A 23,456-nucleotide genomic window follows, 5' to 3' on the forward strand; every position below is an offset into this window, starting at 1 on the left:
GGAATTCCTGGTCCGCCAACGCGGCGGACCTCGTTCGTTAGGCGCGACGCCGACGAATGGTCTCCGCGCCGACCGCGAGCACGATGACGATGCCGATGATCACTTGCTGCAGGAACGGTGAGACGTTGAGAAGATTGAGCCCGTTGCGAAGCACACCGATGATAAGAACACCGATCAGCGTTCCACCGATGCCGCCCGCGCCGCCGGAGAGCGAAGTCCCGCCGATGACGACCGCGGCAATGGTGTCCAATTCATAGCCCAGACCACTGGACGGCTGGACGGAATCCAGCCTGGCGGCGAGCACGATGCCGGCGAGCCCCGCAAGGACGGCACTTGCGACGTAGACGCCAATCGCCACGAGCGGGACGTTGATGCCCGCCAGCCGCGCGACTTCCGGATTTCCTCCCACCGCGTAGAGCATGCGACCTTCGGACCGGAAGTGCAGGAAAAGCCACGCGGCAAGAACAACCGCAAGCATGAGAAACACAGTGGCTGTCAACACGCCGAAATGGCGATCGATTGCCAGCATCATGAACCAGTCGGGGAATCCGACGATCTGTTGGCCGTCCGTGATCATATTTGCGACGCCGCGAGCCGCGGACATCATCGCAAGCGTGGCAATAAACGCTGGAACCCTGAACTGCGTCACCAGAAGTCCGACGATCAGGCCCGAAACGCCCGATGCGACCAGAGCAAAAACGATCCCGACCGGCAACGGTAGGCCGGCGACATTCGCAGTCCAGCCCATCACCATCATCGCAAGAGCGAGTGCCGAGCCGACGGAAAGATCGATGCCGCCGATCAGAATGACAAAGGTCATTCCGACGGCCATGATGCCGAGGACAGTGATCTGATCGAGGATGTTGAGACCGTTCCGAACCGAAAGAAACGTGTCGGTGCTGAGGCTCAGGAAAACGCAAAGCGCGAGCAGCCCCACGAGCGGGCCGGTGGCTCCCTTGAGCTTGCTCAACCAGGCGCCGGACGAAAGCCCGTGTTCATTGATATCGAGCGCCACCATTGTTCCTCCCTATGCCTAGGCTGACTGCTAATTCATTCTGCGAATAAATATTCACTGATGCTGGAAAATTCATTAACAAGTTGGTTTCCGGCTGTCAACAGGATTTCTAGACTTGCAACTGTTGGTGTAGCGCTTAAAGGGCTTGACTAATCGGTGTCTTGTGCAAAAATATTGACGACTGAATATTTATGCATGAGAGGAATCCATGAATACGACAGAACTCGAGCGGGTCGCTCGCGAGATCCGATTGCGCGATCTCCAGGCGGTCTTTGAAGCGGGCGCCGGCCATATTGGCGGGGAAATGTCGGTCATCGACATTTTGACTGCCCTCTATTTTCGTGTGCTGAATGTTTGGCCCGATCAACCGAAGCACCCCGACCGCGACAGGTTCGTTCTTTCGAAGGGACATACTGCATGCGCGCTGTATGTGACGCTCGCAAAACGCGGCTTCATCCCGGAGGAAGAGATTTCCACCTTCTTGCAGCCGCATTCGAGGCTGAACGGGCATCCAAATTGCAACAAGGTTCCTGGCGTCGAGACGAATACCGGGCCGCTCGGCCACGGTCTTCCAGTCGCAATAGGAATGGCAAAAGCCGCCAAGCTCTCAGGCGCGAAATATCACACCTATGTCGTCACCGGCGACGGTGAGATGCAGGAGGGCTCCAACTGGGAAGCGATCATGGCAGCCGCGCAGTTCAAGCTCGATAACTTGACGCTGGTCATCGACCACAACAGGTTCCAGCAGGGCGCCGCCCTGGCGGAAACCAACGATCTCGCCCCGCTTCGTCCGAAGCTTGAAGCTTTCGATTGGGAGGTCACCGAGATCAATGGGAACAATATGAGCGAAGTCGTTTCAGCCCTCGAATACCGGGGATCGAGACCGCATTGCATCGTGGCCCACACCAACAAGGGCCATGGAATCTCGTTCATGCAAGACCGAGTCGACTGGCACCACAAGGTACCGAGCAAGGAACAATACGAAATCGCATTGGCAGAATTGTCGGAGGCACTGTAATGAACGCGCCAATAAACGCACCCAAGCTCTACGATTGCCGCGACGCATTCGCCACTACGCTTGAGCGGCTGGCAGCCGAAAACGAAACGATCGTTGCCGTCTGCAACGACTCCGTGGGCTCCTCCAAGCTCGGCGGCTTCAAGGCGAAGTTTGGAGAGCGCCTCGTAAATGTCGGCATCGCTGAGCAGAACATGGTGGGGGTTGCAGCAGGCCTCGCCAATGGCGGACGCCTTCCGTTCGTGTGCGCCGCCGCTCCGTTTCTAACGGGACGGTCGCTGGAGCAGATCAAGGCCGATATTTCGTATTCGAATGCCAACGTCAAGCTGGTCGGCATTTCTTCTGGAATGGCATATGGCGAACTCGGCCCGACCCATCACTCGATCGAGGACTTTGCCTGGACGCGGGTTCTGCCTAATCTTCCGGTCATTGCGCCTTGTGACCGCATCGAAACAGCTGCCGCGGTTGAGTGGGCCGCGGCCTACAACGGCCCGTGTTTCCTGCGTCTGTCTCGCGTAGGTGTGCCTGATCTCCTTCCGGAGGGTCACAAGTTCGAACTTGGCAAGGCAAACCTCCTTCGCCAGGGTTCCGACGTCACCCTTATCGCAAACGGCACTTTGACTCATCGAATCTTAAAGGCTGCCGAGATCCTCGCAGAACGCGGCATCAACGCCAGAGTACTCAACCTTGCAACGGTTCGTCCGATCGACGAGGAGGCTATCATCGCTGCGGCGAAGGAAACCGGAGCGATCGTCACAGCCGAAGAGCATTCGATCTTTGGCGGGCTCGGTTCCGCGGTAGCCGAAGTGGTGGTCGACAATGCTCCAGTCCCGATGAAACGTCTCGGAGTTCCCGGCGTCTACGCTCCGACCGGTTCTGCAGAGTTCCTGCTCGACGAATTCGGGATGGCGCCGTCCGCAATCGCCGACGCCGCGCAGTCGCTGATCAGGCGCAAGTAACTGGGATGACGTGATCAGCCCGGACGCTTTTTGTCGTCCCGGCTGCCATCTGATCTGGGGAGGATAGAATGCGGGCAATTCTGGCAATTGACCAGGGAACCACCAATTCAAAGGCAGTTCTGGTTTCCGAAAAGGGAGAAATTGTTGGCAGAGGTTCGGCTCCAGTCGGCATCACCTATCCGAAACCCGGCTGGGTCGAACAAGATCCACGCCGGCTCTACGCATCCGTCTGCGAGGCGATCGACGCCTGCCTGAACGCCACTCCCGACGTGGCTGTCGAGGCCGTGGCGATTTCCAACCAGCGCGAGTCAGTCACTGCCTGGGATGCCGAAACGGGAGAAGCACTTGGACCGGTGGTAAGTTGGCAGTGCCGTCGCACGGCACAGGATTGTGAACGTCTCATCGTCGAAGGCCATCTTCACCGTGTGCAGGCGCTCACAGGCCTGCCATTGGATCCGATGTTCCCGGGTTCGAAATTCCGATGGCTGCTCGACCGTATTCGGGCCGGGCGACCGGTGCGGCTGGGAACGGTCGACAGTTGGCTCGTCCACTGCCTGACAGGCGGGCGCCGGCATGTTTGCGACGCTTCGAATGCCGCCAGGAGCCAGTTGTTCGATCTCCGGGAGCAGAGATGGAGCGAGGAACTTGGCGAGATTTTCGGCGTGGATATCGCGCTCCTGCCCGAGGTACTCGACAGCTCTGCCGACTTCGGCAGGACGCAAGGGTTGCCAGGCGTGCCGGATGGAACTCCGATCATGGCCGTAATCGGAGACAGTCATGCTGCGCTGTTCGGTCATGGAGCATTCAAGCCGGGTGATGGCAAGGTGACCTTCGGAACCGGCTCTTCGGTGATGACGACGCTTCCGCGATTTATTCCCCCACGCAACGGCGTCACAACGACCGTCGCATGGCGTCTCCATGGAAAGCCGACTTTCGCTTTCGAAGGCAATATTCTCGTTTGCGCCGCCAGTCTCCCCTGGATGGCAGGCATTCTCGGCCTTTCGGACGTGGCGGCCCTTGTCGAACTTGCGGCGAGCGCCGAACCGGGCGGACCGGGCTTCGTGCCGGCATTCGTGGGACTGGGCGCACCTTATTGGAACTCCGACGCCCGTGCCCTGTTCTCCCAGATCAACTTCAATACGACACGTGCGCAAATGGCGCGCTCGGTAACCGACTCGATCGCTTTCCAGGTGCACGACGTGATCGCCGCCATGCGAGCACAAAGCGGCGGCGAGCTCGGGGCGCTCTATGTGGACGGCGGACCGAGCCAGAACCGCTTCCTGATGCAGTGTGTCTCGAACCTCATCGAGCATCCCGTGATCCAATGCGAAGCACCCGAGGCGTCGGCTTTGGGGGCCGCATATCTCGCGGGTCTCTCACTTGGCTTGTGGAGCGATCTTCAGGTTATCGCGGAGCTGCCCCGGAGCTCACATATCATCGACCCGGAACCCGTGGATCGAGCGGTGCTTCTGAATACCTGGAATGATGCACTTGCCCGCTCGACGGCACGCGAAACAACGGCTAATGATGAATAAAAATTCACCCCAGGATTAGCGATGACTCGCCTCAATGAACTCCGCCTCATCTCAAGGGTCGCCCAGATGTACCACTTGGAAGGGCGGCGACAGGCGGAGATCGCACAGCACCTTCGCCTGTCGCAGGCGACGGTGTCGCGCATGCTCAAGCGTGCCGAGGCTGAAGATATCGTGCGAACCAGCGTGACCCCTCCCGTTGGTACCTACAGCGAGCTTGAGAGCGCGCTTCGCGAGAAATATGATTTGCCGGAGGCGATCGTCGTCGAGTGCACGGAAGATCGGGACGGAGCCATCATGGCCCGCATCGGAGAGGCAGCGGCACATCTCCTGGAGGTGACGCTTGCGCCGGGGGAGATCATCGGCGTTTCGAGTTGGAGCCAGACCATTTTCAAGATGGTCGAGAACATTCATCCCCTGAAAAGCGCTCAGGCGAAATACGTCGTCCAAACCCTTGGCGGCATGGGCGATCCTTCAGTGCAGACGCATGCGACGCAGCTTACCACGCGGCTTGCTCGGCTGACCGGCGCTGAGCCGAAACTGCTCGCTGTGCAGGGCGTTACGACGTCCAGAGAGGCAAAATTTCTGATGCAGGCCGATCCATACGTTCGGGAGACGATGGACCTGTTCGGCAGCATAACGCTTGCGGTTGTCGGAATCGGAGCGGTCGAACCGTCCGAACTTCTCGCACGGTCAGGCAATATCTTTTCGTCTCGCGAACTGTCAGATCTCGCGGAAGCGGGAGCCGTCGGCGATATCTCGCTTCGCTTCTTCGATAAGAACGGCAAACCGGTCAAGACGCCCTTGGACGACCGGGTTATCGGCCTTCCACTCGAGGATCTTGAACGAGTGGACCGGGTCATTGCTCTTGCCGGCGGATCCAAAAAGACTGACGCGATTGCAGGCGCGCTCCGCGTGGGGGTCATCGACATGCTTGTTACGGACAAGTTTACCGCGCAGCGATTGATCAACTGACGAGGCAGGCTGTTGCCCACCTCAATGCGCTGTCCCATCGACGATCACATGATCGTATTCCATCGAGCATTTCTCGACCCGGGCCTCGACCCGGTAGATCTCCCGCAGCATCTCGGCGGTGACGACGTCGCGGGGGGTGCCGCAGGCGTGCATGCGGCCGTTGGCGATGACGAGGACCTTGTCGGCGAAGCGGAGCGCCTGGTTGAGGTCGTGGATGGCGATCAGCACGATCATGCCCTTGCTACGCGCCTGGCGGCGCATGAAATCGAGGACCTCGACCTGGCGGTGAAGATCGAGCGCGCTGGTCGGCTCGTCCATCAGCATGATCTCGGGCTCGCGTACCAGCGCCTGGGCGATCGAGACCAGCTGGCGCTGGCCGCCGGAAAGCGCGCCGAGATCGCGGAAGGCGATGGCGGTGATATCCAGCGCTTTCATGATCTCGTCGATGAAGCGCAGATCGCTGTCGCTGACGGCCCAGGACTGGCCCTGCTTGCGGGCCAGCAGGATGGATTCATAGACCGTCAGCACCGCGTTTGCCGAGGTATCCTGCGGCATGTAGCTGATGGCGTTTTTCGCCTTGGACCCTTCGACCACGATATGACCCGGCCCTTTGAGCAGACCGGTGATGCGCTTGAACAGCGTCGACTTGCCGGCAGCGTTCGGGCCGATCACCGCCACGACCTCACCTGATTTGATCACCGGCGTCGTCACGTCTTCGACGAAGAGCTTGCGGCCGTGATAGGCGCCGACCGATTGCAACTGAAGCGCTACCACGACCGGCTCCTGTTTGAGAGGATAAGCGAGAAGAAGAAGGGCACGCCGACCAGGGCGGTGATGATGCCGATCGGAAAGACGACGCCTGGGATGATCGACTTCGAAACGATCGAGGTCAGCGACAGCAGCAGCGCGCCCGACAGGACAGAGCCCGGCAGGAAGAAGCGCTGATCCTCGCCGAGGATCATGCGTGATATATGCGGCCCGACGAGGCCGACGAAACCGATCGTGCCGACAAAGCTGACGGGGACTGCGGCAAGCAGCGAGACCACAAGCATGGTCTCCAGCCGGATGCGGCGGACATTGACGCCGAAGCTCGCGGCCTTGTCCTCGCCAAGCCGGATCGCCGTCAGCGCCCAGGCGTTGCGGGCAAAGAGCGGCATTGCTGCCAGCAGCACGGTGAGCGTCACCCAGATCTTCGGCCAGGTGGCCTTGGTGAGGCTGCCCATCGTCCAGAAGACGACGGCCGACAGGGCCTGTTCGGAGGCGAGATATTGCAGGAAGGCGAGCAAGGCATTGAAGGTGAAAACCAGCGCGATGCCGAGCAACACCACCGTCTGCACCGAGACGCCGCGGGCCTGCGAGACGAAATGGATGAAGAGCGTGGCGATCAGCGCCATGATGAAGGCATTGACCGGCACCAGCAGGCCGGCTGCAACAGGCAGAAGCGGAACGCTGGTGACGATCGCCAGTGCGGCGCCAAAGCTTGCCGCCGCCGAAATGCCGAGCGTGAAGGGGCTGGCGAGCGGATTGGCGAGGATCGTCTGCATCTGTGCGCCGGCGACGGAGAGCGACGCTCCGACGACGATCGCCATTACGGCAACCGGCATGCGGATGCCCCAGACGACGGCCCGCACCTGATCCGAAACGGAGGAGGGGTCGAGAAGGGCGGACACGACTTCGGTAAGACTATAGCGGGCCGGGCCCCAGGCGAGATCGACGGCAAAGGACAAGCAGAGCGCTGCCGTCATGGCGGCTAGGATCAACAGCTTGCGCCGGGCAAGGGCGCGGTAGCGCTCCCTCCCGGCTTCGGCTTCGATCGATATGGCGGCGATCTCGGCCATTTCGGATTTACTTTCCCGCCTTGGCGTCGACCCAGTAACCCGGCTGGTAGGCGACCGGCAGGAATTTTTCGTGGAATTCCTTGAAGGTGGCATCCGGATCGAGATCGGCAAAGAGGTTGGGATGGAACCACTTGGCGAGCCGCTGCACGGCGACGAACTGGTAGGGGCTCGTATAGAACTGGTGCCAGATCGCATGGACATGGCCGCCGGCAACGGCCCTTGAGCCGGTGAAGGCAGGGTTTTCCATCAGCGTGTTCAGCGCCTTGCGGCTGTCGTCGAAGGTCGCGGCAGCATTCGGGCCGACATTCACGAAGTCCTTGGCGTTCTTGCTCTCGCTCCAGTTGGAGCCGGTGACGACGATGACGTCGGGATTGGAGGCGACGACCTGCTCGGCATTGATCGAGCCGGTATAGCCCGGAAGGAAATCGGAGCCGAGATTATGGCCGCCGGCCCAATCGACCATCAGGCCGAAATTATCGGGGCCGAAGGTGCCGCAGCATTCGACGAGGCCTGCGGCGCGATACATGAAGACATTGGGCTTCGGCGGATTGGCGACCTTCAGCTTGTCGGTGACGCGCGCCATCTGCTCTTTCCAGGAGCTCGCGACCGCTTCGGCGCGGTCCTCATGGCCGAAGATCTGGCCGAGGATCTTCAGGCTCGGCTCGGTGTTGGCGAGGATATGCTCGCGGAAATCGATATAGACGATCTTCACGCCGATGCCGTTCAGCATGTCTTCGAGCTTCACCTCATCGGCGGCCGTCTTGTTACCGATCGGCAGCAGCAGCACATCGGGATGAAGCTTGACGACCGTCTCGGTCTGCAGCGTTCCGTCGGTCAGGTTGCCCAGAAAGGGCAGGTCCTTGCCCTTCGGAAACTTCTCGACATAGGCGTTGAAGCCATCCTTGTCGGTGGTCCAGAGATCGTTGCGCCAGCCGACGATCTTGGCGAAGGGATCTTCCTTCTCGATCGGCGCGACCGCGTAGAGCATGCGGCCTTCCCCAAGGATCACACGCTCGACCGGCTTGTCGAAGGTCACTTCGCGGCCCGCGACATCCTTGACGGTGAAGGATTGCGCCCATGCCGAAAGCGGCATCAGGCCGGCAATCGCCGCTGCGGAGACTGCGAGTATTTTCACGAAATTCATCTGGAAATTCCCCCGAGGTCTGAATAATGTCCGCAGGCATAAGAAATATGACTTTATGAATCAAGTTCTATGTTTTAGAGCTTTTCCAAACTGATCCGATGCCGGGGTGCCTCAGATGAATTCCATGAACACGAACTATTCCATCCGCGACGAAATTCGCGACTTCTGGTCGGAACGGGCGGCGACCTTCGACCAGAGCGTCGGCCATGAAATCTTTTCGGAAGCGGAGCTGAAAGGCTGGCAGCGGCTGATCAGAAAACATCTGGGCGAGGGCCAAGGGCGCGCGGCGCTCGATCTCGCCTGCGGCACCGCCGTCATCTCGCATCTCATGCATGATGCCGGCTTTGCGGTCACCGGCCTCGACTGGTCGGATGCGATGCTGGCGCAGGCGCGTGCCAAGGCGAAGAAGCGCGGCACTGATATCCGCTTCATCTCCGGCGACGCAGAGAACACGTTGGAACCCAAGGATAGCTACGACGTCATCACCAACCGCCATCTCGTCTGGACGCTGGTCGACCCGGCTTCGGCCTTTAAGGAATGGTTCTCGGTATTGAAGCCGGGCGGCAAGGTGCTGATCCTCGACGGCAATATGGGCAAGGAAACCTGGGTCAAGGGCCTGCAGAAGCTGTGGACGAAGGTGACTGGCAAGCCGCCGGCGAGCCACATGTCGCCGGAGATGATGGCGCGGCACCAGAAGATCCGCTCACGCGTGCATTTCTCCAACCTGATGCCGGCCGAAGCCGTCGTCGATCTTCTGCGCCAAGCCGGTTTTGCCGATATTGTCGTCGACCGCAAACTCGCCGCCATCCATTGGGCGCAGGCGCGCAAGATGCCGTTTCTGCGCGGGCTGGAGCGCATGGTGCAGGACCGGTTTGCGATTTGTGCGCGGAAGCCTGGGTGATAGGTTGGCGGTGATGCTGCGGCTTGCTCCCTCTTCTCCCCAGCGGGGAGAAGATGCCCTCAGGGCAGATGAGGGGGTGAGCGGGCAAAGCCGCGAATGCGCTGAGCGCAAGCGAAGGGCAATGAAGGGTGTGCCGTGCGGCCCCCTCATCCGACCCTGCGGGCCACCTTCTCCCCGCTGGGGAGAAGACAAGAGGGAAACTGCCGCACCGTATCCCGGCCCTTCGCGGGGCTCAGGGCGTTCGAAGCTGCAATCGATTCACTGGATCGATTGCTCCCGCTTTGCGGGACCGCTTCTCACCCACCCGTAACACTCATATGCCTGGCGACGGCAGGACGATTATGCGTGCGGTCGATGATGAAGTCGTGGCCTTTGGGTTTGCGGGTGATGGCCTCGTCGATGGCAGCGTGGAGGAGGTCGTCGTCTTCGGTGGCGCGGAGTGCGGCGCGCAAGTCGGCGGCGTCGTTCTGGCCGAGGCACATGTAGAGCGTGCCGGTGCAGGTGAGGCGGACGCGGTTGCAGCTTTCGCAGAAATTATGGGTCATCGGTGTGATGAAGCCAAGGCGGCCGCCGGTTTCTTCGACCTTGACGTAACGCGCCGGGCCGCCGGTCTGGTAATCGATGTCAGCGAGGGTGAACTGGTCTTCGAGATCGGCGCGCAGCTTTGAAAGCGGCAGGTACTGGTCGGTGCGGTCTTCTTCGATCTCGCCCATCGGCATGGTTTCGATGACGGTCAGATCCATGCCGCGGCCATGGGCGAAGCGCAGAAGCTCCGGCATCTCGGCATCGTTGAAATCCTTCAGCGCCACGGCGTTGAGCTTGATCTTCAGCCCGGCTTTCTGAGCCGCGTCGATGCCTTCCATGACCTTGGCGAAATCACCCCAGCGGGTGATCTTGCGGAACTTGTCGGGGTCGAGCGTATCCAGCGAGACGTTGATCCGGCGCACGCCGCAATCATAGAGCTCCTCGGCGTGGCGGGAAAGCTGCGAGCCGTTGGTGGTCAGCGTCAATTCGTCGAGGCCGGAGCCGATCTTCTGGCCGAGCTGGCGCACCAGATACATGATGTTCTTGCGCACCAAGGGCTCGCCGCCGGTCAGCCTGATCTTGCTGACACCCTTGGCGATGAAGGCGGAACAGAGCCGGTCGAGCTCTTCCAGCGTCAAGAGATCCTTCTTTGGCAGGAAGGTCATATTCTCCGCCATGCAATAGGTGCAGCGGAAATCGCAGCGGTCGGTGACGGAGACACGGAGATAGGTGACCGCCCGCCCGAAGGGGTCGATCATCGGGTCCGCACCTGCCACCAGCGGCGATGCATTGCCTATCGTTCCAACTCTGGTGTTCACCTGTATCTCCGTAGTCTCATCAATGTGGGCATATGCTATTGTCGCGTCAAGGGAAACAGCCCGCGCGAGCATACCAATTTCAGCTTGCGCCGAAAAAGATCAGCGCCTACTCCTCGCATGAGAAGAGGACAAAATGATGAGCGATATCTGGCCGAGCGAACTTCGCGTCTCGAAAGACAGGCAGCGGCTAGTGGTGACCTTCAACGACGGCCAGAGCTTCGACCTGTCGGCCGAACTCTTGCGCGTGCTGTCGCCCTCGGCCGAGGTGCAGGGCCATGGGCCGGGGCAGAAGGTGACGGTGCCGGGCAAACGCAATGTCGCGATCATCTCGATGATGCCGACCGGCAATTACGCGGTCCGGATCGGCTTCGACGACATGCACGATACCGGCATCTACACCTGGACCTATCTGCGCGAGCTCGGCGAACGGGGCGCTGAGCTATTTTCCGCCTATGAGGACGAGCTCCGCGAAAAGGGCATGAACCGCGATACGGCGGAGAAGCCGCGCTGACGCTCGCGAGCGCGCCGCTATCAGTTTCAATAGACCCATAATTCCAGCCATCGGGGGCCATATGGCGAAAACGAACGGAAAGAACTGGCTCCGCGCCAAGGGCAGCGCCAGCAGCAACAAGGTGACCTTCCTCGAACTGTTCTTCGACCTGGTCTTCGTCTTTTCGATCTCGCAGCTCTCGCATGCGCTCGCTGCCCACTACACGCCGCTCGGTGCCGCCGAAGCGGCGCTGATGACCTTCGCCGTCTGGTGGGTGTGGATCTTCACGGCCTGGGTGACGAACTGGCTCGATCCGGACAAGATGCCGGTGCGCGGCATGCTGGTGGCGCTGATGATGCTCGGGCTGCTGCTGTCTGCCTCCATCCCCGAGGCTTTCGGCGACAAGGGCCTGCTGTTTGCCGGCGCCTATGTAGCGATGCAGGTCGGGCGCTCGCTGTTTACGACCTATGCGATGACGCGCGTCGACCGCGCCAATACGCTGAATTTCGTCCGCATCACAACCTGGCTCGCGGTATCGGGCGTCTTCTGGATCGCCGGCGGGCTGCTTGAGCATGAAGCCCGGCTGATCGCCTGGGCGATTGCGCTGGCGATCGAATATGCCGGGCCGGCCGCGGGCTTTGCCGTGCCGGGGCTCGGCCGCTCGACGGCGCGGGACTGGGACGTTTCCGGGGCGCATATGGCCGAACGCTGCGCGCTCTTCGTCATCATCTGTCTCGGCGAAGCGATCCTTGTTTCCGGCCGCACCTTTTCGGAGCTGCCGTTTTCGGGCCTGACCGGCGTCGTCTTCGTCACCGGTTTCGTCGGAACGGTCGCCATGTGGTGGCTCTATTTCCGCTTCGGTCACGGGCGCGCCGCCCACCGCATCGAGCATGATGAGACGCCGGGAAGCTTGGCGCGGCAGGCCTTCACCTATGGGCATATCCCTATCCTCGCCGGCATCATCGTCCATGCGGTGGCAGTTGAATTCATGTTCTCGCATCCGCACGAAACCGGAGATCTCGGCATCGCAGCCGCGGTGCTCGGCGGTTCCGGCCTGTTCCTGATCGGCAATCTCTGGTTCAAGGGCGCGACCAGCGGGCGGATGCCGCTCTCGCATCTTGCCGGCCTGGTGTTTTTGATCCTGCTTGCCTTTGTCGCGCCCTTCATCGAGGTCTATCTGATGGGCATTCTGGCGACGCTGGTGCTGATCGTCGTCGCCGCCTGGGAGTACCGCTCGCTGACCGGTACGGAGGCGGCGCCGACGCTGCATTGAACATCAGTCCTCGTCGCGCAGATCTTTCAGCAGCACGGTGATGATCCGCTCCATTGAATCGGCGGTCGCCATGCATTGCTCTATCGGCTCATCCGACAGCACGCGGTCGATGAGGCCGGTCTGGATGGCCATGGCTTCCTCACTCAGCTTTCGACCCTCTGGCGTCAAATAGAGGCGCAGCACGCGCTTGTCGCGCTCGTCATCGCGGCGAAGAAGCAGACCGCGCTTCTCCATCTGCGGCAGCAGCATGCTCATGTTGGAGCGGCCGACCAGGAGTTTGCGCGCCAGCTCCTGCTGCGAGATTCCTTCGAAACGATAGAGATTGACCAGGATATCGAGGTGCGGCGGCTTGATGTCGAGATCGGCAAGCGAGCGGGCAAGAGATTGTTGCATCAGCTGGCAAGCGCGAGCCACCGCGATCCAGCTGCGAAAACGCGGATGATCCCAGGGAAGGGATTGATTTTTGTTCATCGTTGTACTTTATTGTTCAGTGTTGAACAGTCTTTTGGAATCTCACTATGGCAAACTTTGCGCTTGACGTCACCCGCCTCGGGTTTTTGCTGCTGCAGGGGGTTTCGCCTGATCTGGCGGGGAGGGCAGCGTTCCGCTTATTCTGCCGGACGCCATTGGCAAAGCCGAAGGGAGCAAAGGCGAGGGCGGCGCATGCAGCGGGTGCGGTCCGGCTTGCCGGTGCCGAACGTTTTACCCTCCGGCTCGCCGGCGGGCGTCAAGCGCATGCCTATCGGCTGAACGGCGGGGCGAGGGGCAAACGCAAGCGCTATCTGGTGACGCATGGCTGGGGATCGAGCGCGGCATATATGGCCGAACTCGTCTCGATGCTTTCGGCAACGGGCGCGGAGGTCGTGGCGCTCGATTTTCCCGGCCACGGCCGTTCCGGCGGGCGCTTCCTGCATATGGGGCTTGCGGTCGAGACGATCGCGGCGGCCGAGGAGCGCTTCGGCGCATTCGATGCGGCGATCGGCCATTCGTTTGGCGGTGCTGCACTGATGGTCTCGGCGGCGGGCCTGCTGCCTGGCGTGGCGCCTGTCACCACGGAGAGACTGGTGCTGATCGGCGCGCCGAGCGAGATGGGCTGCCTGTTTACCGATTTCGGCCGGATGGTCGATCTTCGCCCTGCAGCGCAAGCGGCGCTGGAGAATGAGGTGCATCGCGTCACCGGACGGAGACTTGAGGATTTCGACGCCGGCGCGGCGGCGGGCGTCATCGGCCGGCCGGTGCTCGTCATCCATGCCGAAGATGATAAGGAGGTGTCGTCTCTCCATGCCAGGCGCTATGGCGCAGCGGGGAAGGGCGTTCAGCTGTTCTGGGCGAACGGTTTCGGCCACCGGCGCATCATCGGCGCCGAGCCGGTTCTTGCCGCGATCGCGGCGTTTCTCGACGGCGATCGGGGCGTGGGTGAAGTGCCTGATGAAAGCATCAAAAAAGATGCGGAGATCATTCCGTTTTTTGAGCTTCCGGCAAGGCGCGCGGCATTGTAGCGTCCGTCGCGAAGATCAAGCCGCGGCGGGACGCCTCATGAAAATCATCAGCAGCATCGAAGAGCTCAACACGATCTACGGCGCCGGATTTTCGCCGGCCTCCGTCACCAAGGTGACGAAGAAATTGACCCCGCTCTATCGGGAGATGATCGAGATCTCGCCATTTGCGGCGCTTGCGACCGTCGGGCCGGAAGGGCTCGATTGTTCACCGCGCGGCGATCTTGGCGGCGTGGTGCGCGTCGCCGACGACGAGACGCTGCATCTGCCGGATTGGCGCGGCAACAACCGGGTCGATTCGCTGTCCAACATTGTGCGCGATCCAAGACTGGCGCTGATGTTCCTGATTCCCGGCTCGAACACGACGATGCGCATCAACGGCCGCGGCGTCGTTTCCGACGATGAGGCGCTGCTTTCGAGCTTCGAGATGGACGGCAAGCATCCGCGTACCGTCGTCGTGATTTCGATCGACGAGGTCTATTTCCAATGCGCGCGCGCCGTGATGCGAGCCGAGCTCTGGAATGGAGAACACTTCGCCGATCCGGCAAAGCTGCCGACGCCCGGGCAGCTGCTGAAGGCCGCAACCGGCGATTTCGACCAGGAAACCTACGATCGGGAGTGGCCGGGGCGGGCGGCGAAGACGATGTGGTAAAACATCATATCCGTGGAGGCCGGCTTTTTACTCGGCGCCGCGAGCGGCGAACTCGCTCGTTCCCTCAGGCTCCTGACGGAATAAGGCGCTGCCACATACCTCTTCTCCCCAACGGGGAGAAGTGCCGGAGCGATAGCGAGGCGATGAGGGGGTGAGCGACGACAGGAGCGAATGCGCTGAGCGCAAGCGAAGGGCAATCATGAAGGATGTGCCGTGCGGCCCCCTCATCCGCCCTACGGGCACCTTCTCCCCGCTGGGGAGAAGAGGGAGCAAGCGGCGCGAACCGGATAGCAGCTTGTCGCCGTCACTACCTGTGACAGCGTGCGCGCTGGATTACCGTCACGTCTTGTAGATCAGCCAGCTCTTGGTGAAATCCTTTTGCATGCCATCCTGATAGAGGATGGTGCAGTTGCGGCCGGCATTCTTGGCGCCGTAGAGAGCGATGTCGGTCTTGCTGTAGAGTTCGCCGGCATCCTCGGCATTGGAGGCCATGCAGATGCCGATCGAGACGGTGACCGGGCCGTAATTTACCCGCGTGCGGGAATTCTTGAAAGGGGTTGCCTCCAGCGTGCGGCGGATGCGCTCGGCGATCGCGGTCACCTCTTCAGGCGTGTTGCCGTCGACGATGAGGGCGAATTCCTCGCCGCCGGTGCGGGCGACGAAGATGTCGCGCCGGACATTGCTGCGGATGACGGAGGCGACGGTGGCGAGCACCTTGTCACCGACCGGATGGCCGTAGGTGTCGTTGATCTTCTTGAAATTGTCGATGTCGCAGAGCAGCAGCGCCGTTACCGGCCGCATGCCGGGATTGTTGAAGACAGCGGCGAGGCGGTCATCGAAAGCGCGCCGGTTGGAAAGGCGTGTCAGCGAGTCGGTGTTGGCGATGCGCTTGTATTCGTCGAGTTCCTTACGGACCTGATCCATCTCCTGAGAGCGCTGGATGACGTCCTCGACGGTGCGTTCGCCATGCGCCATGGTATCGCCGGTCGCCTGGCTGAGAAGATCAATGGCGTTTTCGATCAGTTCAACGCTGGCATTGCTCTTCGAGGTGATGCGCTTCTGGGTCTCGCCGAGCAGCCTGGTGTAGCTTTCGAGCGAGCTCTGCTCCTGCCGGAGAATGCGCAACAGGCCGTCGAGTTCGCCTGATATGCGCGTATGGGCATCGTCGAAGACACGGGCCGGGCTGTGGGTGAAGTGCTGCGCGCCGAGCGCATCGAGTTCGGCCTGGGTCACCTGGCCGCCGAGGGCCGCGAGCTCGCGGGTAAGGGCCGGATTAGAGCCGATATAGGCCTCGTAGAAGAGTTGGTAATTGCGCGGTATCGGCGCGACGCCCATGGAGCGCATGGCATAGGTGATCTGACCCGCAACGTCGGGAATCTGCACCTTGGGCGCGACAGCCGTATTCATCCGGCGAACTCCTCATATATTCAAAGGCAATATTCTATTTGTTAGCTTAAATTTGTTGGGAAAAGATTAAAGCGATATATACCAAGGATTACATACGACAAATGCCCCATGGGGCAATACTTCGATCAGACCTATGATTCTTCACGGAAAAACGTATCTTTAGCGGGACAGTGCATACTCGTTGAGCGGGAGCGGTGTCTGAAAAACTTACAGTTCTTCTCTTCCGGAGACCGTATTCATCTTGTCGACAGCTGATTTTGTCCGTTTCGTATTGCAGTGCCGGTATTTTGGAGTGATATTTCTTGGCGGCACAAACCCGATCGTAGCCTGCAAGCCAGGGCGTGAGATCGTGGAAACCTCCCGTCATATTTCTTTCGCCATCCTCGCATTCACCGTCCTCGCCGCCGGCACCTTGCTGCTGGAGCACACCGGCTTCTTCGCCGGCGCTTTCCGCACGGAGATCCTGGCAAGGGTCGATGCCGGGGATGTGGTGAGCGTGGGCGAGGCGGTGACAGCGCGGAATGTCGCCGCGTCGGATAAGGCGTCGGCACGGTAGAACGGGCGGCAACGCAGCCTGCCCATCACCCCAAATTCAGTTCCTGGAAGAAATCATTGCCCTTGTCGTCGATGACGATGAAGGCGGGGAAGTCCTCGACTTCGATTTTCCAGACCGCTTCCATGCCGAGTTCGGGATATTCGAATACTTCGACCTTGCGGATACAGTCCTGGGCAAGACGGGCGGCAGGGCCGCCGATCGAGCCGAGATAGAAGCCGCCGTGTTTCTTGCAGGCTTCGCGTACGGCGCGCGACCGATTGCCCTTGGCGAGCATCACCATCGAGCCGCCGAAAGACTGGAACTGATCGACGTAACTGTCCATGCGACCGGCCGTCGTCGGGCCGAAGGAGCCGGAGGCGTAGCCGACAGGCGTCTTGGCGGGGCCGGCATAATAGACCGGGTGGTTTTTCAGGTAATCGGGCATGCCTTCGCCCTTTTCCAGCCGCTCGCGGATCTTGGCGTGGGCTAGGTCGCGGGCGACGATGATGGTGCCGGTCAAGGAGAGGCGCGTCTTGACGGGATGCCTGGAGAGTTCGGCGAGAACCTCGGCCATCGGCCGGTTGAGGTCAATGCGCACCGTCGATTCCGACAGTTTCGCCTCGTCGATCTCGGGCATGTATTTCGACGGATCGGTTTCGAGCTGCTCGACGAAGATGCCATCTCGGGTGATCCGGCCCTTGGCCTGACGGTCGGCGGAACAGGAGACGCCGAGGCCGATCGGCAGCGAGGCGCCGTGGCGAGGCAGGCGGATGACACGGACGTCATGACAGAAATATTTGCCGCCGAACTGGGCGCCGACGCCCATCTGCTGGGTCAGCTTGTGGATTTCCTTCTCCATCTCGATGTCGCGGAAGGCGTGGCCGCTCTCGGAACCTTCGGTCGGCAGCTCGTCGAGATAGCGGGTGGAGGCGAGCTTGACGGTCTTCAGGTTCATCTCGGCCGAGGTGCCGCCGATGACGATCGCCAGATGGTAGGGAGGACAGGCTGCCGTCCCTAACGTCAGGATCTTCTCCTTAAGGAAGTCGATCATCCGGTCATGGGTCAAAAGCGAGGGCGTGCCCTGGTAAAGGAAGGTCTTGTTGGCCGAGCCGCCGCCCTTGGCAACGAAGAGGAATTCGTAGGCGTCGGTGCCTTCCTCGTAGATGTCGATCTGGGCCGGCAGATTGTTTCTGGTATTCCTCTCCTCGAACATTTTGACCGGCGCGAGCTGCGAGTAACGCAGGTTCTTCTTCTCGTAGGCGTCCATGACGCCGCGGGCCAGCGCTGCACTATCCTCGCCCTCGGTCCAGACCCTGCGGCCTTTCTTGCCCATGATGATCGCCGTGCCGGTATCCTGGCACATGGGCAGCACGCCGCCGGCGGCGATATTGGCGTTCTTCAAGAGATCGTAGGCGACGAAACGGTCATTATCGGTCGCTTCGGGATCGTCGAGGATCGAGGCGAGCTGCTTCAAATGGCCGGGGCGCAGCAGGTGGTTGATGTCGGCAAAGGCGGTTTCGGCCAGCAGGCGGATCCCCTCCGGCTCGACGGTCAGGATCTCCTGGCCCTTGAACGTGTCGACCGAGACATGGTCGCCGCTGATCTTGCGATAGGGGGTGGTATCCTTGCCGAGGGGGAAGAGATCGTCAGCCATCGAAGTGACCTTTCTGGTAGGGCGTCGCTAGATTGGAACCGGTCTAAATCTGCCGCGGGGCAAAAGCAATCAGGGTGCGCCGGAGTCTGGCAGGTTAAGCCATGGTCGCGCGTGCTACATCACGCGCAGTGGGTGAGGCTAGCGTAATAGCCTCGACAAAGGCGACTCCAGGTTGCCTTCGGTTCGAGGCCAGTTCATATTCCCGGCAGCGTTAACTTGCCGGGGCTTCCAATGACAAACGCAAAGCCAACTGCTGTCGACGACCTTCTCGTTTTTTTCGAAGACAATTGGATCCGTGGGAATCTGCTGCGCCTCTCCAGCGATCCCGAGGGAGCGGACATGTATGTTCGCTTCGTCAATGGCGTGCGTATCGACGCCAAACATGGGCCTGACCACGAAACGATCATAAGGGGCGAATACGGAACCTTCAAACTGAAACCTGACGGTCACTTCGAGTACGAGTTGGACTACACGCTCGACGTCGTGAAAAATCTAACGAAATACGATCAGCTCATCGAGAAGTTGAGCTTCAAGATGTCCGATGGCTCAGGGGGCACGGACCTCGGCGTGCTGACCCTTGCGATCGACGGCGTCAACGAAGGCGAAAAATACCACGAGGTCCTGGATTTCGACGATTTGGGCGTCACATCGAGGGCCGATAATTTCTCTCTGCCTGATTATCGCAACTTTGCGCTCTCGGTGAATGGAAGCCACGAGGTGACGCTTCTGAACGGGTATGTCTATGATACCATCCCGGGTGTCGACGCCATCACCGAGGACGGTTTCAGCGATACCGTTCTATCGCCAGGTTCTGCGCCCGTAAGCTTGAAAATGCTCGATGGCGGGGAATTCACCTTTCAGAGCGTTTCGATTGCCGAATTGTCGGCAGCGCCCTTTCACCTGACGCTCACCGCGCTGAACGACGGCCAGATCGTCTATCAGCAGGAGCTCGAGGTCATCGGCCCCACTCTCGAAGTCAATCTCGAAGACATCGAAGAAATCCGTTTCGACTTCATGGGCAATTCCGTCGTGATGGACAATTTTTCGCTGTTTGCCTTGCTATAGGCTGGAGGGAGTCGAGGCGTTGCGGCATCCCCTTCTCCCCGCGAGCGGGGTCCGAAGGACGGGTCGAGACCTGTGGCTCGACCCCGGTTGGTGGCGGCAGCCGGATGAGGGGCTGTGGCCTATGCGACCTTCCTACTTCGGCCCGATCATCGTTTCCGGGCGCACGATCTCGTCGTACTCTTCCGAGGTCACCAAGCCGCTGGCGAGGGCCTCTTCCTTTAGCGTCGTGCCGTTCTTATGCGCTGTTTTGGCGATCTTGGCGGCTGCGTCGTAGCCGATCTTTGGGGCGAGGGCGGTCACCAGCATCAGCGAGCGTTCGAGGCCGGCCTTGATATTGTCCTCGCGCGCCTCGATGCCGACGACGCAATTGTCGGTGAAGGAGACGGCGGCGTCGGCGAGCAGTTGCACCGACTGCAGGAAATTATAGGCCATCATCGGATTGTAGACGTTGAGTTCGAAATGGCCCTGGCTGTCGGCGAAGGTCAGAGCCGCGTTGTTGCCGAAGATGTGGATGCAGACCTGGGTAAGCGCCTCGCACTGGGTCGGATTGACCTTGCCGGGCATGATCGAAGAGCCGGGCTCGTTTTCCGGCAGCGCAAGCTCGCCGAGGCCGGCGCGGGGGCCGGAACCGAGCAGGCGGATATCGTTGGCAATCTTGAAGAGGGCGGCGGCTGCCGCATTGATGGCGCCGTGGGAAAAGACCATGCTGTCATGCGAGGCGAGCGCCTCGAACTTGTTCGGCGCGGTGACGAAAGGCATGCCTGTGATGGCGGCGATCTCTTCGGCAACCTTTTCGGCAAAGCCCACAGGCGCGTTGAGGCCGGTGCCGACGGCAGTACCGCCCTGGGCGAGCTCGCAAAGGCCGGGCAGGGTCAATTCGATGCGCTTGATGGCGGAGCCGACCTGGGCTGCATAACCCGAAAATTCCTGGCCGAGCGTCAGCGGCGTCGCATCCTGGGTGTGGGTGCGGCCGATCTTGATGATGTGGCTGAATTCGGTGACCTTCATGTCGAGGGCGGCATGCAGGTGCTTCAGGGCCGGCAGCAGGTGATGGGCGATCTGCTCGGCACAGGCGATGTGCATGGCCGTCGGATAGGTGTCGTTCGACGACTGGCTCATGTTGACGTGATCGTTCGGATGCACCGGCTTTTTGGAACCCATGACGCCGCCGAGCATTTCTATCGCACGATTGGAGATCACCTCGTTGGCATTCATATTGGACTGCGTGCCTGAACCGGTCTGCCAGACGACCAGCGGAAAGTGGTCGTTCAGCTTGCCGTCGATCACCTCCTGGGCGGCGTCGACGATCGCTTTGGCGAGGGCAGGATCGAGCTGGTCGAGCGACATGTTGACGCGGGCGGCGGCCTGCTTGACGATGCCGAGCGCGCGCACGATCGACAGCGGCTGCTTTTCCCAGCCGATCTTGAAATTGCCGAGTGAACGCTCGGCCTGGGCGCCCCAATATCGGTCGGCGGCGACCTCGATCGGGCCAAAAGTATCGGTTTCGGTGCGGGTTGCGGTCATCTGCCTTGCCTTCCCTTTACATGCTGTTTTCGGGCATTTTCAAAAGATGAGGTCTTATAGGTTGGAAAGTCCGACAAGAAAACTGGACGCCGCGCGAAATATTGAAATCGGCAGTCATGTTTGCGCTGGCTTTTCGGCGTGCCTTTTAGGCCACTTTGGAAATTTTATGCGTCCGGGCGTTTTCGCCGGACTGGTCTGGCGGCGAAAATTCGGTAAAAAATTAACTAATAATTTCATAATTTTGTGTGAACTGCTGGGCGGCGCCGTGCAGGATCTCCGTCACACAAAATTGAGTCCGCCGGCGCTGGCGGCGCAGGCCGGTTTCTGATCAATGAGGCCCCTACGCTGCTTGAGTTTCGCGGGATTTGAGCTTGAGCCTTGCGCTCGTGACAAGAACAGCATGACCGGACTGGAAGATATATGACGTTCGTTTTGAAAAGCGCGGCATCCGCATTGGCACTTTCCTGCGGCGTGGCAATGATGAGTGCCGCACCCGCGCATGCTTATACACTGATGGACATGCTGCGCGGCGACAGGCAGCGGACGCAGAGCACCATCTTCATGGACCAGATGCCGCCCGGCCGTCTGGGCCAGCGCGGCGGCTCGCTCGGCGGGCTCGATCCGGAAGCGCCGCTGCCGAAGGTGAGCGGTCCGCGTTATTATACCTATAAAACCGAGACGCTGCAGTTCGTCGATACCGGCAGGTTTGCCGATCCGGTGGTCACCGGCGCGGTTGCCGATGTTTCGGGCAGCGGTGACGCCAGCGCCGAACCCGCTGTGCAGCGTCGTTTCCTGGCGCAGGCCAAGGTGCGCGCCAATGCCGACGTCGCAAAGGCGCTCGAAGCCTATTACGGCGACAGCCGCAATCCGCTCGTCTGGGTCGAGGGCAACCAGATCAACGATCGTGCCAAGTCGGCGATGCTGGTCCTTGCCGATGCGGCCTTCGTTGGCCTCGACCCGGCGGATTACGCCGTCCAGACGCCTGATATCGACCCGGCCAATCCCGATCCCGCCTTCCGCGACCGGGCGCTGACACAGTTCGAGCTCGATCTCTCCGCCAAGGTGCTCGCCTTCGTGCAGGACACGGTGCGCGGCCGCATCGATCCGAACAAGATCTCCGGCTATCACGACTTCCAGCGCAAGGTGGTTAACCTGGCCCCGGTGCTGAAGCTTGCCCGCATGAGCCCCGATGTCGGCGCCTACATCGGCAGCCGCTCGCCCGATAGTCCGCAATTCCAGGCGCTGAAGGCGGAGCTTGCCAAGCTTCGGGCTGCCGACGGCGGCAATGAGGAGCGAATCCTCGTTTCGCTCGACAGGCTGCTGAGGCCTGGCGACAGCTCGCCGGAGATCGCCAATATCGTCAAGGCGATCGGCAAGCACGGTTCCGAAACGCTGAAGACCGATCATGCGGCAACGCTTGCTGCTTACGCCGGCAGCATCGACTATTCGCCCGACATCGTTTCGCTGGTCGAGGATTTCCAGAAAGAGCGCGGGCTGAAGCCCGATGGCGTCATCGGCCAGGCGACCGTGCGCGCCATGACCGGCGGCGATACCAATGCCTCGAAGATCGACAAGCTCGTCGTTGCCATGGAGCAGGCGCGCTGGCTGCCGGAGGATCTCGGTTCCCGCTACGTCATGATCAACCAGCCGGCCTACATGGTCTACTACCACAATGACGGCAAGGAACAGCTGTCGATGCGCGTGGTGGTCGGCGGCAAGAACAACCAGACCTATTTCTTCGACGACGAAATCGAGACGGTCGAGTTCAACCCGTTCTGGGGCGTGCCGCAGTCGATCATCATCAACGAGATGCTGCCGAAGCTGCGCTCGGATCCGAACTATCTCGACCAGCTCGGTTATGAGGTCGAAGTGAACGGCCACGCCGTCGCCTCGTCGAGCGTCGACTGGTACGGCTCGACCAACAATGTTTCGGTGCGCCAGCCGCCAAGCAGCGACAATGCGCTCGGCGAACTGAAGATCCTGTTCCCGAACAGCCACGCGATCTACATGCACGACACGCCGTCGAAGAGCTTCTTCAAGCGCGACATGCGGGCGCTGAGCCACGGTTGCGTACGCCTTGCCGATCCGCGGGCGATGGCGGCCGCCGTGCTCGGCACGACGGTCGACGACGTCGCCAAGCAGATCGCCAGCGGGCAGAACCATGCGGTCCGCGTGCCGCAGAAGATCCCGGTCTACGTCTCCTACTTCACCGCCTGGCCGAACAAGGACGGCGTGGTGGAATATTTCGACGACGTCTACGGCCGCGACGCTTATGTCGATAAGGCTTTCGATGCGACGAGCAAGGCGCGTGGGGCGCAGATCTGATAATCAGCTCTGATTAGTGATGCTCGCGGGCGGTCTTTGGGCCGCCCGTTTTTGTTTTTTACCGCGCGCACGGAATGGAACAAGGTGGAGAGGGCTTGCCGCGTGGTACCCCCCTCTGCCCTGCCGGGCATCTCCCCCACAAGGGGGGAGATCGGCAAGCGGCACGACCTTCCGGCCCATGCTTCGCTTTGCCGGTTGCGACGATGACTGTTTGGGGAAGCCATTGCGCCCAGCCAATCTCCCCACCTGTGGGGGAGATGCCCGGCAGGGCAGAGGGGGGTGTCACACCGATCGCCAGCAGAAAGAGGGAACG

At 60.9% G+C, this 23,456-nt stretch carries 22 protein-coding genes; 13 read left to right on the forward strand and 9 right to left on the reverse strand.

Translation table 11 applies throughout. From position 1 onward, the window contains the following. Positions 1 to 37: 37 nt before the first annotated feature. On the reverse strand, positions 38 to 1,018 hold the full coding sequence (locus HFO71_RS05530) for an ABC transporter permease (protein ID WP_221987618.1): 981 nt from the start codon (positions 1,016 to 1,018) through the stop codon (positions 38 to 40). A gap of 205 nt (positions 1,019 to 1,223) precedes the next feature. Here HFO71_RS05530 and HFO71_RS05535 point away from each other — a divergent pair, with 205 nt between their 5' ends. The 4 genes from HFO71_RS05535 (at position 1,224) to HFO71_RS05550 (ending at position 5,496) form a co-directional block, all read left to right on the forward strand. Next, entirely contained in the window at positions 1,224 to 2,033 is an 810-nt protein-coding gene (locus HFO71_RS05535; protein WP_029870790.1) for a transketolase, read from the forward strand. Next, positions 2,033 to 2,989: a transketolase family protein gene (locus HFO71_RS05540; RefSeq protein WP_012757733.1), complete on the forward strand. Its 957-nt coding sequence runs from the start codon at positions 2,033 to 2,035 to the stop codon at positions 2,987 to 2,989. Before HFO71_RS05535 ends, HFO71_RS05540 begins: the two co-directional genes overlap by 1 nt. Positions 2,990 to 3,057: 68 nt before the next feature. Beyond that, positions 3,058 to 4,524 (forward strand): FGGY family carbohydrate kinase, encoded by a 1,467-nt coding sequence (locus HFO71_RS05545; protein WP_221987620.1) that lies wholly within the window; start codon positions 3,058 to 3,060, stop codon positions 4,522 to 4,524. Between the two features lie 21 nt (positions 4,525 to 4,545). Then, positions 4,546 to 5,496, forward strand: a complete 951-nt coding sequence (locus HFO71_RS05550; protein WP_132609162.1) for a sugar-binding transcriptional regulator — start codon at positions 4,546 to 4,548, stop codon at positions 5,494 to 5,496. Between the two features lie 21 nt (positions 5,497 to 5,517). On the opposite strand, the gene HFO71_RS05555 is transcribed toward HFO71_RS05550, so the two are convergent. The 3 genes from HFO71_RS05555 to HFO71_RS05565 are packed head-to-tail and all read right to left on the reverse strand — an operon-like array spanning position 5,518 to position 8,478. After that, positions 5,518 to 6,270, reverse strand: coding sequence for an ABC transporter ATP-binding protein (locus HFO71_RS05555; protein ID WP_132609164.1), 753 nt, complete (start codon positions 6,268 to 6,270; stop codon positions 5,518 to 5,520). Next, the gene (locus HFO71_RS05560) at positions 6,264 to 7,334 is read right to left on the reverse strand and encodes a FecCD family ABC transporter permease (protein WP_221987622.1); all 1,071 of its coding nucleotides are present in this window, start codon (positions 7,332 to 7,334) and stop codon (positions 6,264 to 6,266) included. The genes HFO71_RS05555 and HFO71_RS05560 overlap by 7 nt, the downstream gene beginning before the upstream one ends. 7 nt (positions 7,335 to 7,341) lie before the next feature. Continuing rightward, positions 7,342 to 8,478 carry an ABC transporter substrate-binding protein gene (locus HFO71_RS05565; RefSeq protein ID WP_221987624.1) on the reverse strand — a complete coding sequence of 379 codons (1,137 nt, stop codon included), beginning with the start codon at positions 8,476 to 8,478 and terminating at the stop codon, positions 7,342 to 7,344. A 115-nt stretch (positions 8,479 to 8,593) separates the two neighbouring features. Between HFO71_RS05565 and HFO71_RS05570 the strand changes: the two genes are divergently transcribed. Next, a complete protein-coding gene (locus tag HFO71_RS05570; protein ID WP_221987626.1) occupies positions 8,594 to 9,379 on the forward strand; it encodes a class I SAM-dependent methyltransferase in 786 nt (261 codons plus the stop codon). 296 nt (positions 9,380 to 9,675) lie between these two features. On the opposite strand, the gene moaA is transcribed toward HFO71_RS05570, so the two are convergent. Further along, entirely contained in the window at positions 9,676 to 10,722 is a 1,047-nt protein-coding gene (gene moaA, locus HFO71_RS05575; protein ID WP_131665009.1) for a GTP 3',8-cyclase MoaA, read from the reverse strand. Between the two features lie 136 nt (positions 10,723 to 10,858). Here moaA and HFO71_RS05580 point away from each other — a divergent pair, with 136 nt between their 5' ends. Both HFO71_RS05580 and HFO71_RS05585 read left to right on the forward strand, forming a co-directional pair. Further along, a complete protein-coding gene (locus tag HFO71_RS05580; protein ID WP_032992510.1) occupies positions 10,859 to 11,233 on the forward strand; it encodes a gamma-butyrobetaine hydroxylase family protein in 375 nt (124 codons plus the stop codon). A gap of 61 nt (positions 11,234 to 11,294) precedes the next feature. Then, positions 11,295 to 12,485 carry a low temperature requirement protein A gene (locus HFO71_RS05585; protein ID WP_131665011.1) on the forward strand — a complete coding sequence of 397 codons (1,191 nt, stop codon included), beginning with the start codon at positions 11,295 to 11,297 and terminating at the stop codon, positions 12,483 to 12,485. 3 nt (positions 12,486 to 12,488) lie between these two features. On the opposite strand, the gene HFO71_RS05590 is transcribed toward HFO71_RS05585, so the two are convergent. Further along, positions 12,489 to 12,956, reverse strand: a complete 468-nt coding sequence (locus tag HFO71_RS05590) for a MarR family winged helix-turn-helix transcriptional regulator (protein WP_003540261.1) — start codon at positions 12,954 to 12,956, stop codon at positions 12,489 to 12,491. 47 nt (positions 12,957 to 13,003) lie between these two features. Here HFO71_RS05590 and HFO71_RS05595 point away from each other — a divergent pair, with 47 nt between their 5' ends. Beyond that, positions 13,004 to 13,984: an alpha/beta hydrolase gene (locus tag HFO71_RS05595; RefSeq protein ID WP_221987628.1), complete on the forward strand. Its 981-nt coding sequence runs from the start codon at positions 13,004 to 13,006 to the stop codon at positions 13,982 to 13,984. Between the two features lie 37 nt (positions 13,985 to 14,021). Continuing rightward, positions 14,022 to 14,633: a pyridoxamine 5'-phosphate oxidase family protein gene (locus tag HFO71_RS05600; protein WP_221987631.1), complete on the forward strand. Its 612-nt coding sequence runs from the start codon at positions 14,022 to 14,024 to the stop codon at positions 14,631 to 14,633. A 339-nt stretch (positions 14,634 to 14,972) separates the two neighbouring features. Here the strand turns inward: HFO71_RS05600 and HFO71_RS05605 are convergent, their stop codons facing one another. Continuing rightward, a complete protein-coding gene (locus tag HFO71_RS05605) occupies positions 14,973 to 16,040 on the reverse strand; it encodes a GGDEF domain-containing protein (RefSeq protein ID WP_168304423.1) in 1,068 nt (355 codons plus the stop codon). Positions 16,041 to 16,389: 349 nt separating this feature from the next. Here HFO71_RS05605 and HFO71_RS05610 point away from each other — a divergent pair, with 349 nt between their 5' ends. Then, positions 16,390 to 16,596 (forward strand): hypothetical protein, encoded by a 207-nt coding sequence (locus tag HFO71_RS05610; RefSeq protein ID WP_077979208.1) that lies wholly within the window; start codon positions 16,390 to 16,392, stop codon positions 16,594 to 16,596. A 25-nt stretch (positions 16,597 to 16,621) separates the two neighbouring features. Here the strand turns inward: HFO71_RS05610 and HFO71_RS05615 are convergent, their stop codons facing one another. Further along, on the reverse strand, positions 16,622 to 18,229 hold the full coding sequence (locus tag HFO71_RS05615) for a fumarate hydratase (RefSeq protein ID WP_221987632.1): 1,608 nt from the start codon (positions 18,227 to 18,229) through the stop codon (positions 16,622 to 16,624). 231 nt (positions 18,230 to 18,460) lie between these two features. On the opposite strand from HFO71_RS05615, the gene HFO71_RS05620 reads away from it, so the two are divergent. Further along, positions 18,461 to 19,294 (forward strand): VCBS domain-containing protein, encoded by an 834-nt coding sequence (locus HFO71_RS05620; RefSeq protein WP_221987634.1) that lies wholly within the window; start codon positions 18,461 to 18,463, stop codon positions 19,292 to 19,294. 132 nt (positions 19,295 to 19,426) lie between these two features. Here the strand turns inward: HFO71_RS05620 and fumC are convergent, their stop codons facing one another. Next, positions 19,427 to 20,818, reverse strand: a complete 1,392-nt coding sequence (fumC, locus tag HFO71_RS05625; protein ID WP_221987635.1) for a class II fumarate hydratase — start codon at positions 20,816 to 20,818, stop codon at positions 19,427 to 19,429. Between the two features lie 61 nt (positions 20,819 to 20,879). Here fumC and HFO71_RS05630 point away from each other — a divergent pair, with 61 nt between their 5' ends. Together HFO71_RS05630 and HFO71_RS05635 are read left to right on the forward strand one after the other, a co-directional pair. Next, positions 20,880 to 21,146 carry a hypothetical protein gene (locus tag HFO71_RS05630; protein WP_155248891.1) on the forward strand — a complete coding sequence of 89 codons (267 nt, stop codon included), beginning with the start codon at positions 20,880 to 20,882 and terminating at the stop codon, positions 21,144 to 21,146. Between the two features lie 92 nt (positions 21,147 to 21,238). Further along, positions 21,239 to 23,143 carry a L,D-transpeptidase family protein gene (locus HFO71_RS05635; RefSeq protein ID WP_221987636.1) on the forward strand — a complete coding sequence of 635 codons (1,905 nt, stop codon included), beginning with the start codon at positions 21,239 to 21,241 and terminating at the stop codon, positions 23,141 to 23,143. Positions 23,144 to 23,456: the final 313 nt, after the last annotated feature.

Origin of the sequence: Rhizobium laguerreae (genome assembly GCF_019778565.1) — a bacterium.
Lineage (GTDB): Bacteria > Pseudomonadota > Alphaproteobacteria > Rhizobiales > Rhizobiaceae > Rhizobium > Rhizobium laguerreae.

Coding starts and splice junctions, on each gene's coding strand:
- HFO71_RS05530 (WP_221987618.1), bottom strand. CDS start 1,018: ATGGTGGCGCTCGATATCAATGAACACGGGCTTTCGTCCGGCGCCTGG.
- HFO71_RS05535 (WP_029870790.1), top strand. CDS start 1,224: ATGAATACGACAGAACTCGAGCGGGTCGCTCGCGAGATCCGATTGCGC.
- HFO71_RS05540 (WP_012757733.1), top strand. CDS start 2,033: ATGAACGCGCCAATAAACGCACCCAAGCTCTACGATTGCCGCGACGCA.
- HFO71_RS05545 (WP_221987620.1), top strand. CDS start 3,058: ATGCGGGCAATTCTGGCAATTGACCAGGGAACCACCAATTCAAAGGCA.
- HFO71_RS05550 (WP_132609162.1), top strand. CDS start 4,546: ATGACTCGCCTCAATGAACTCCGCCTCATCTCAAGGGTCGCCCAGATG.
- HFO71_RS05560 (WP_221987622.1), bottom strand. CDS start 7,334: ATGGCCGAGATCGCCGCCATATCGATCGAAGCCGAAGCCGGGAGGGAG.
- HFO71_RS05565 (WP_221987624.1), bottom strand. CDS start 8,478: ATGAATTTCGTGAAAATACTCGCAGTCTCCGCAGCGGCGATTGCCGGC.
- HFO71_RS05570 (WP_221987626.1), top strand. CDS start 8,594: ATGAATTCCATGAACACGAACTATTCCATCCGCGACGAAATTCGCGAC.
- HFO71_RS05580 (WP_032992510.1), top strand. CDS start 10,859: ATGAGCGATATCTGGCCGAGCGAACTTCGCGTCTCGAAAGACAGGCAG.
- HFO71_RS05585 (WP_131665011.1), top strand. CDS start 11,295: ATGGCGAAAACGAACGGAAAGAACTGGCTCCGCGCCAAGGGCAGCGCC.
- HFO71_RS05590 (WP_003540261.1), bottom strand. CDS start 12,956: ATGAACAAAAATCAATCCCTTCCCTGGGATCATCCGCGTTTTCGCAGC.
- HFO71_RS05595 (WP_221987628.1), top strand. CDS start 13,004: ATGGCAAACTTTGCGCTTGACGTCACCCGCCTCGGGTTTTTGCTGCTG.
- HFO71_RS05600 (WP_221987631.1), top strand. CDS start 14,022: ATGAAAATCATCAGCAGCATCGAAGAGCTCAACACGATCTACGGCGCC.
- HFO71_RS05605 (WP_168304423.1), bottom strand. CDS start 16,040: ATGAATACGGCTGTCGCGCCCAAGGTGCAGATTCCCGACGTTGCGGGT.
- HFO71_RS05615 (WP_221987632.1), bottom strand. CDS start 18,229: ATGGCTGACGATCTCTTCCCCCTCGGCAAGGATACCACCCCCTATCGC.
- HFO71_RS05620 (WP_221987634.1), top strand. CDS start 18,461: ATGACAAACGCAAAGCCAACTGCTGTCGACGACCTTCTCGTTTTTTTC.
- fumC (WP_221987635.1), bottom strand. CDS start 20,818: ATGACCGCAACCCGCACCGAAACCGATACTTTTGGCCCGATCGAGGTC.
- HFO71_RS05635 (WP_221987636.1), top strand. CDS start 21,239: ATGACGTTCGTTTTGAAAAGCGCGGCATCCGCATTGGCACTTTCCTGC.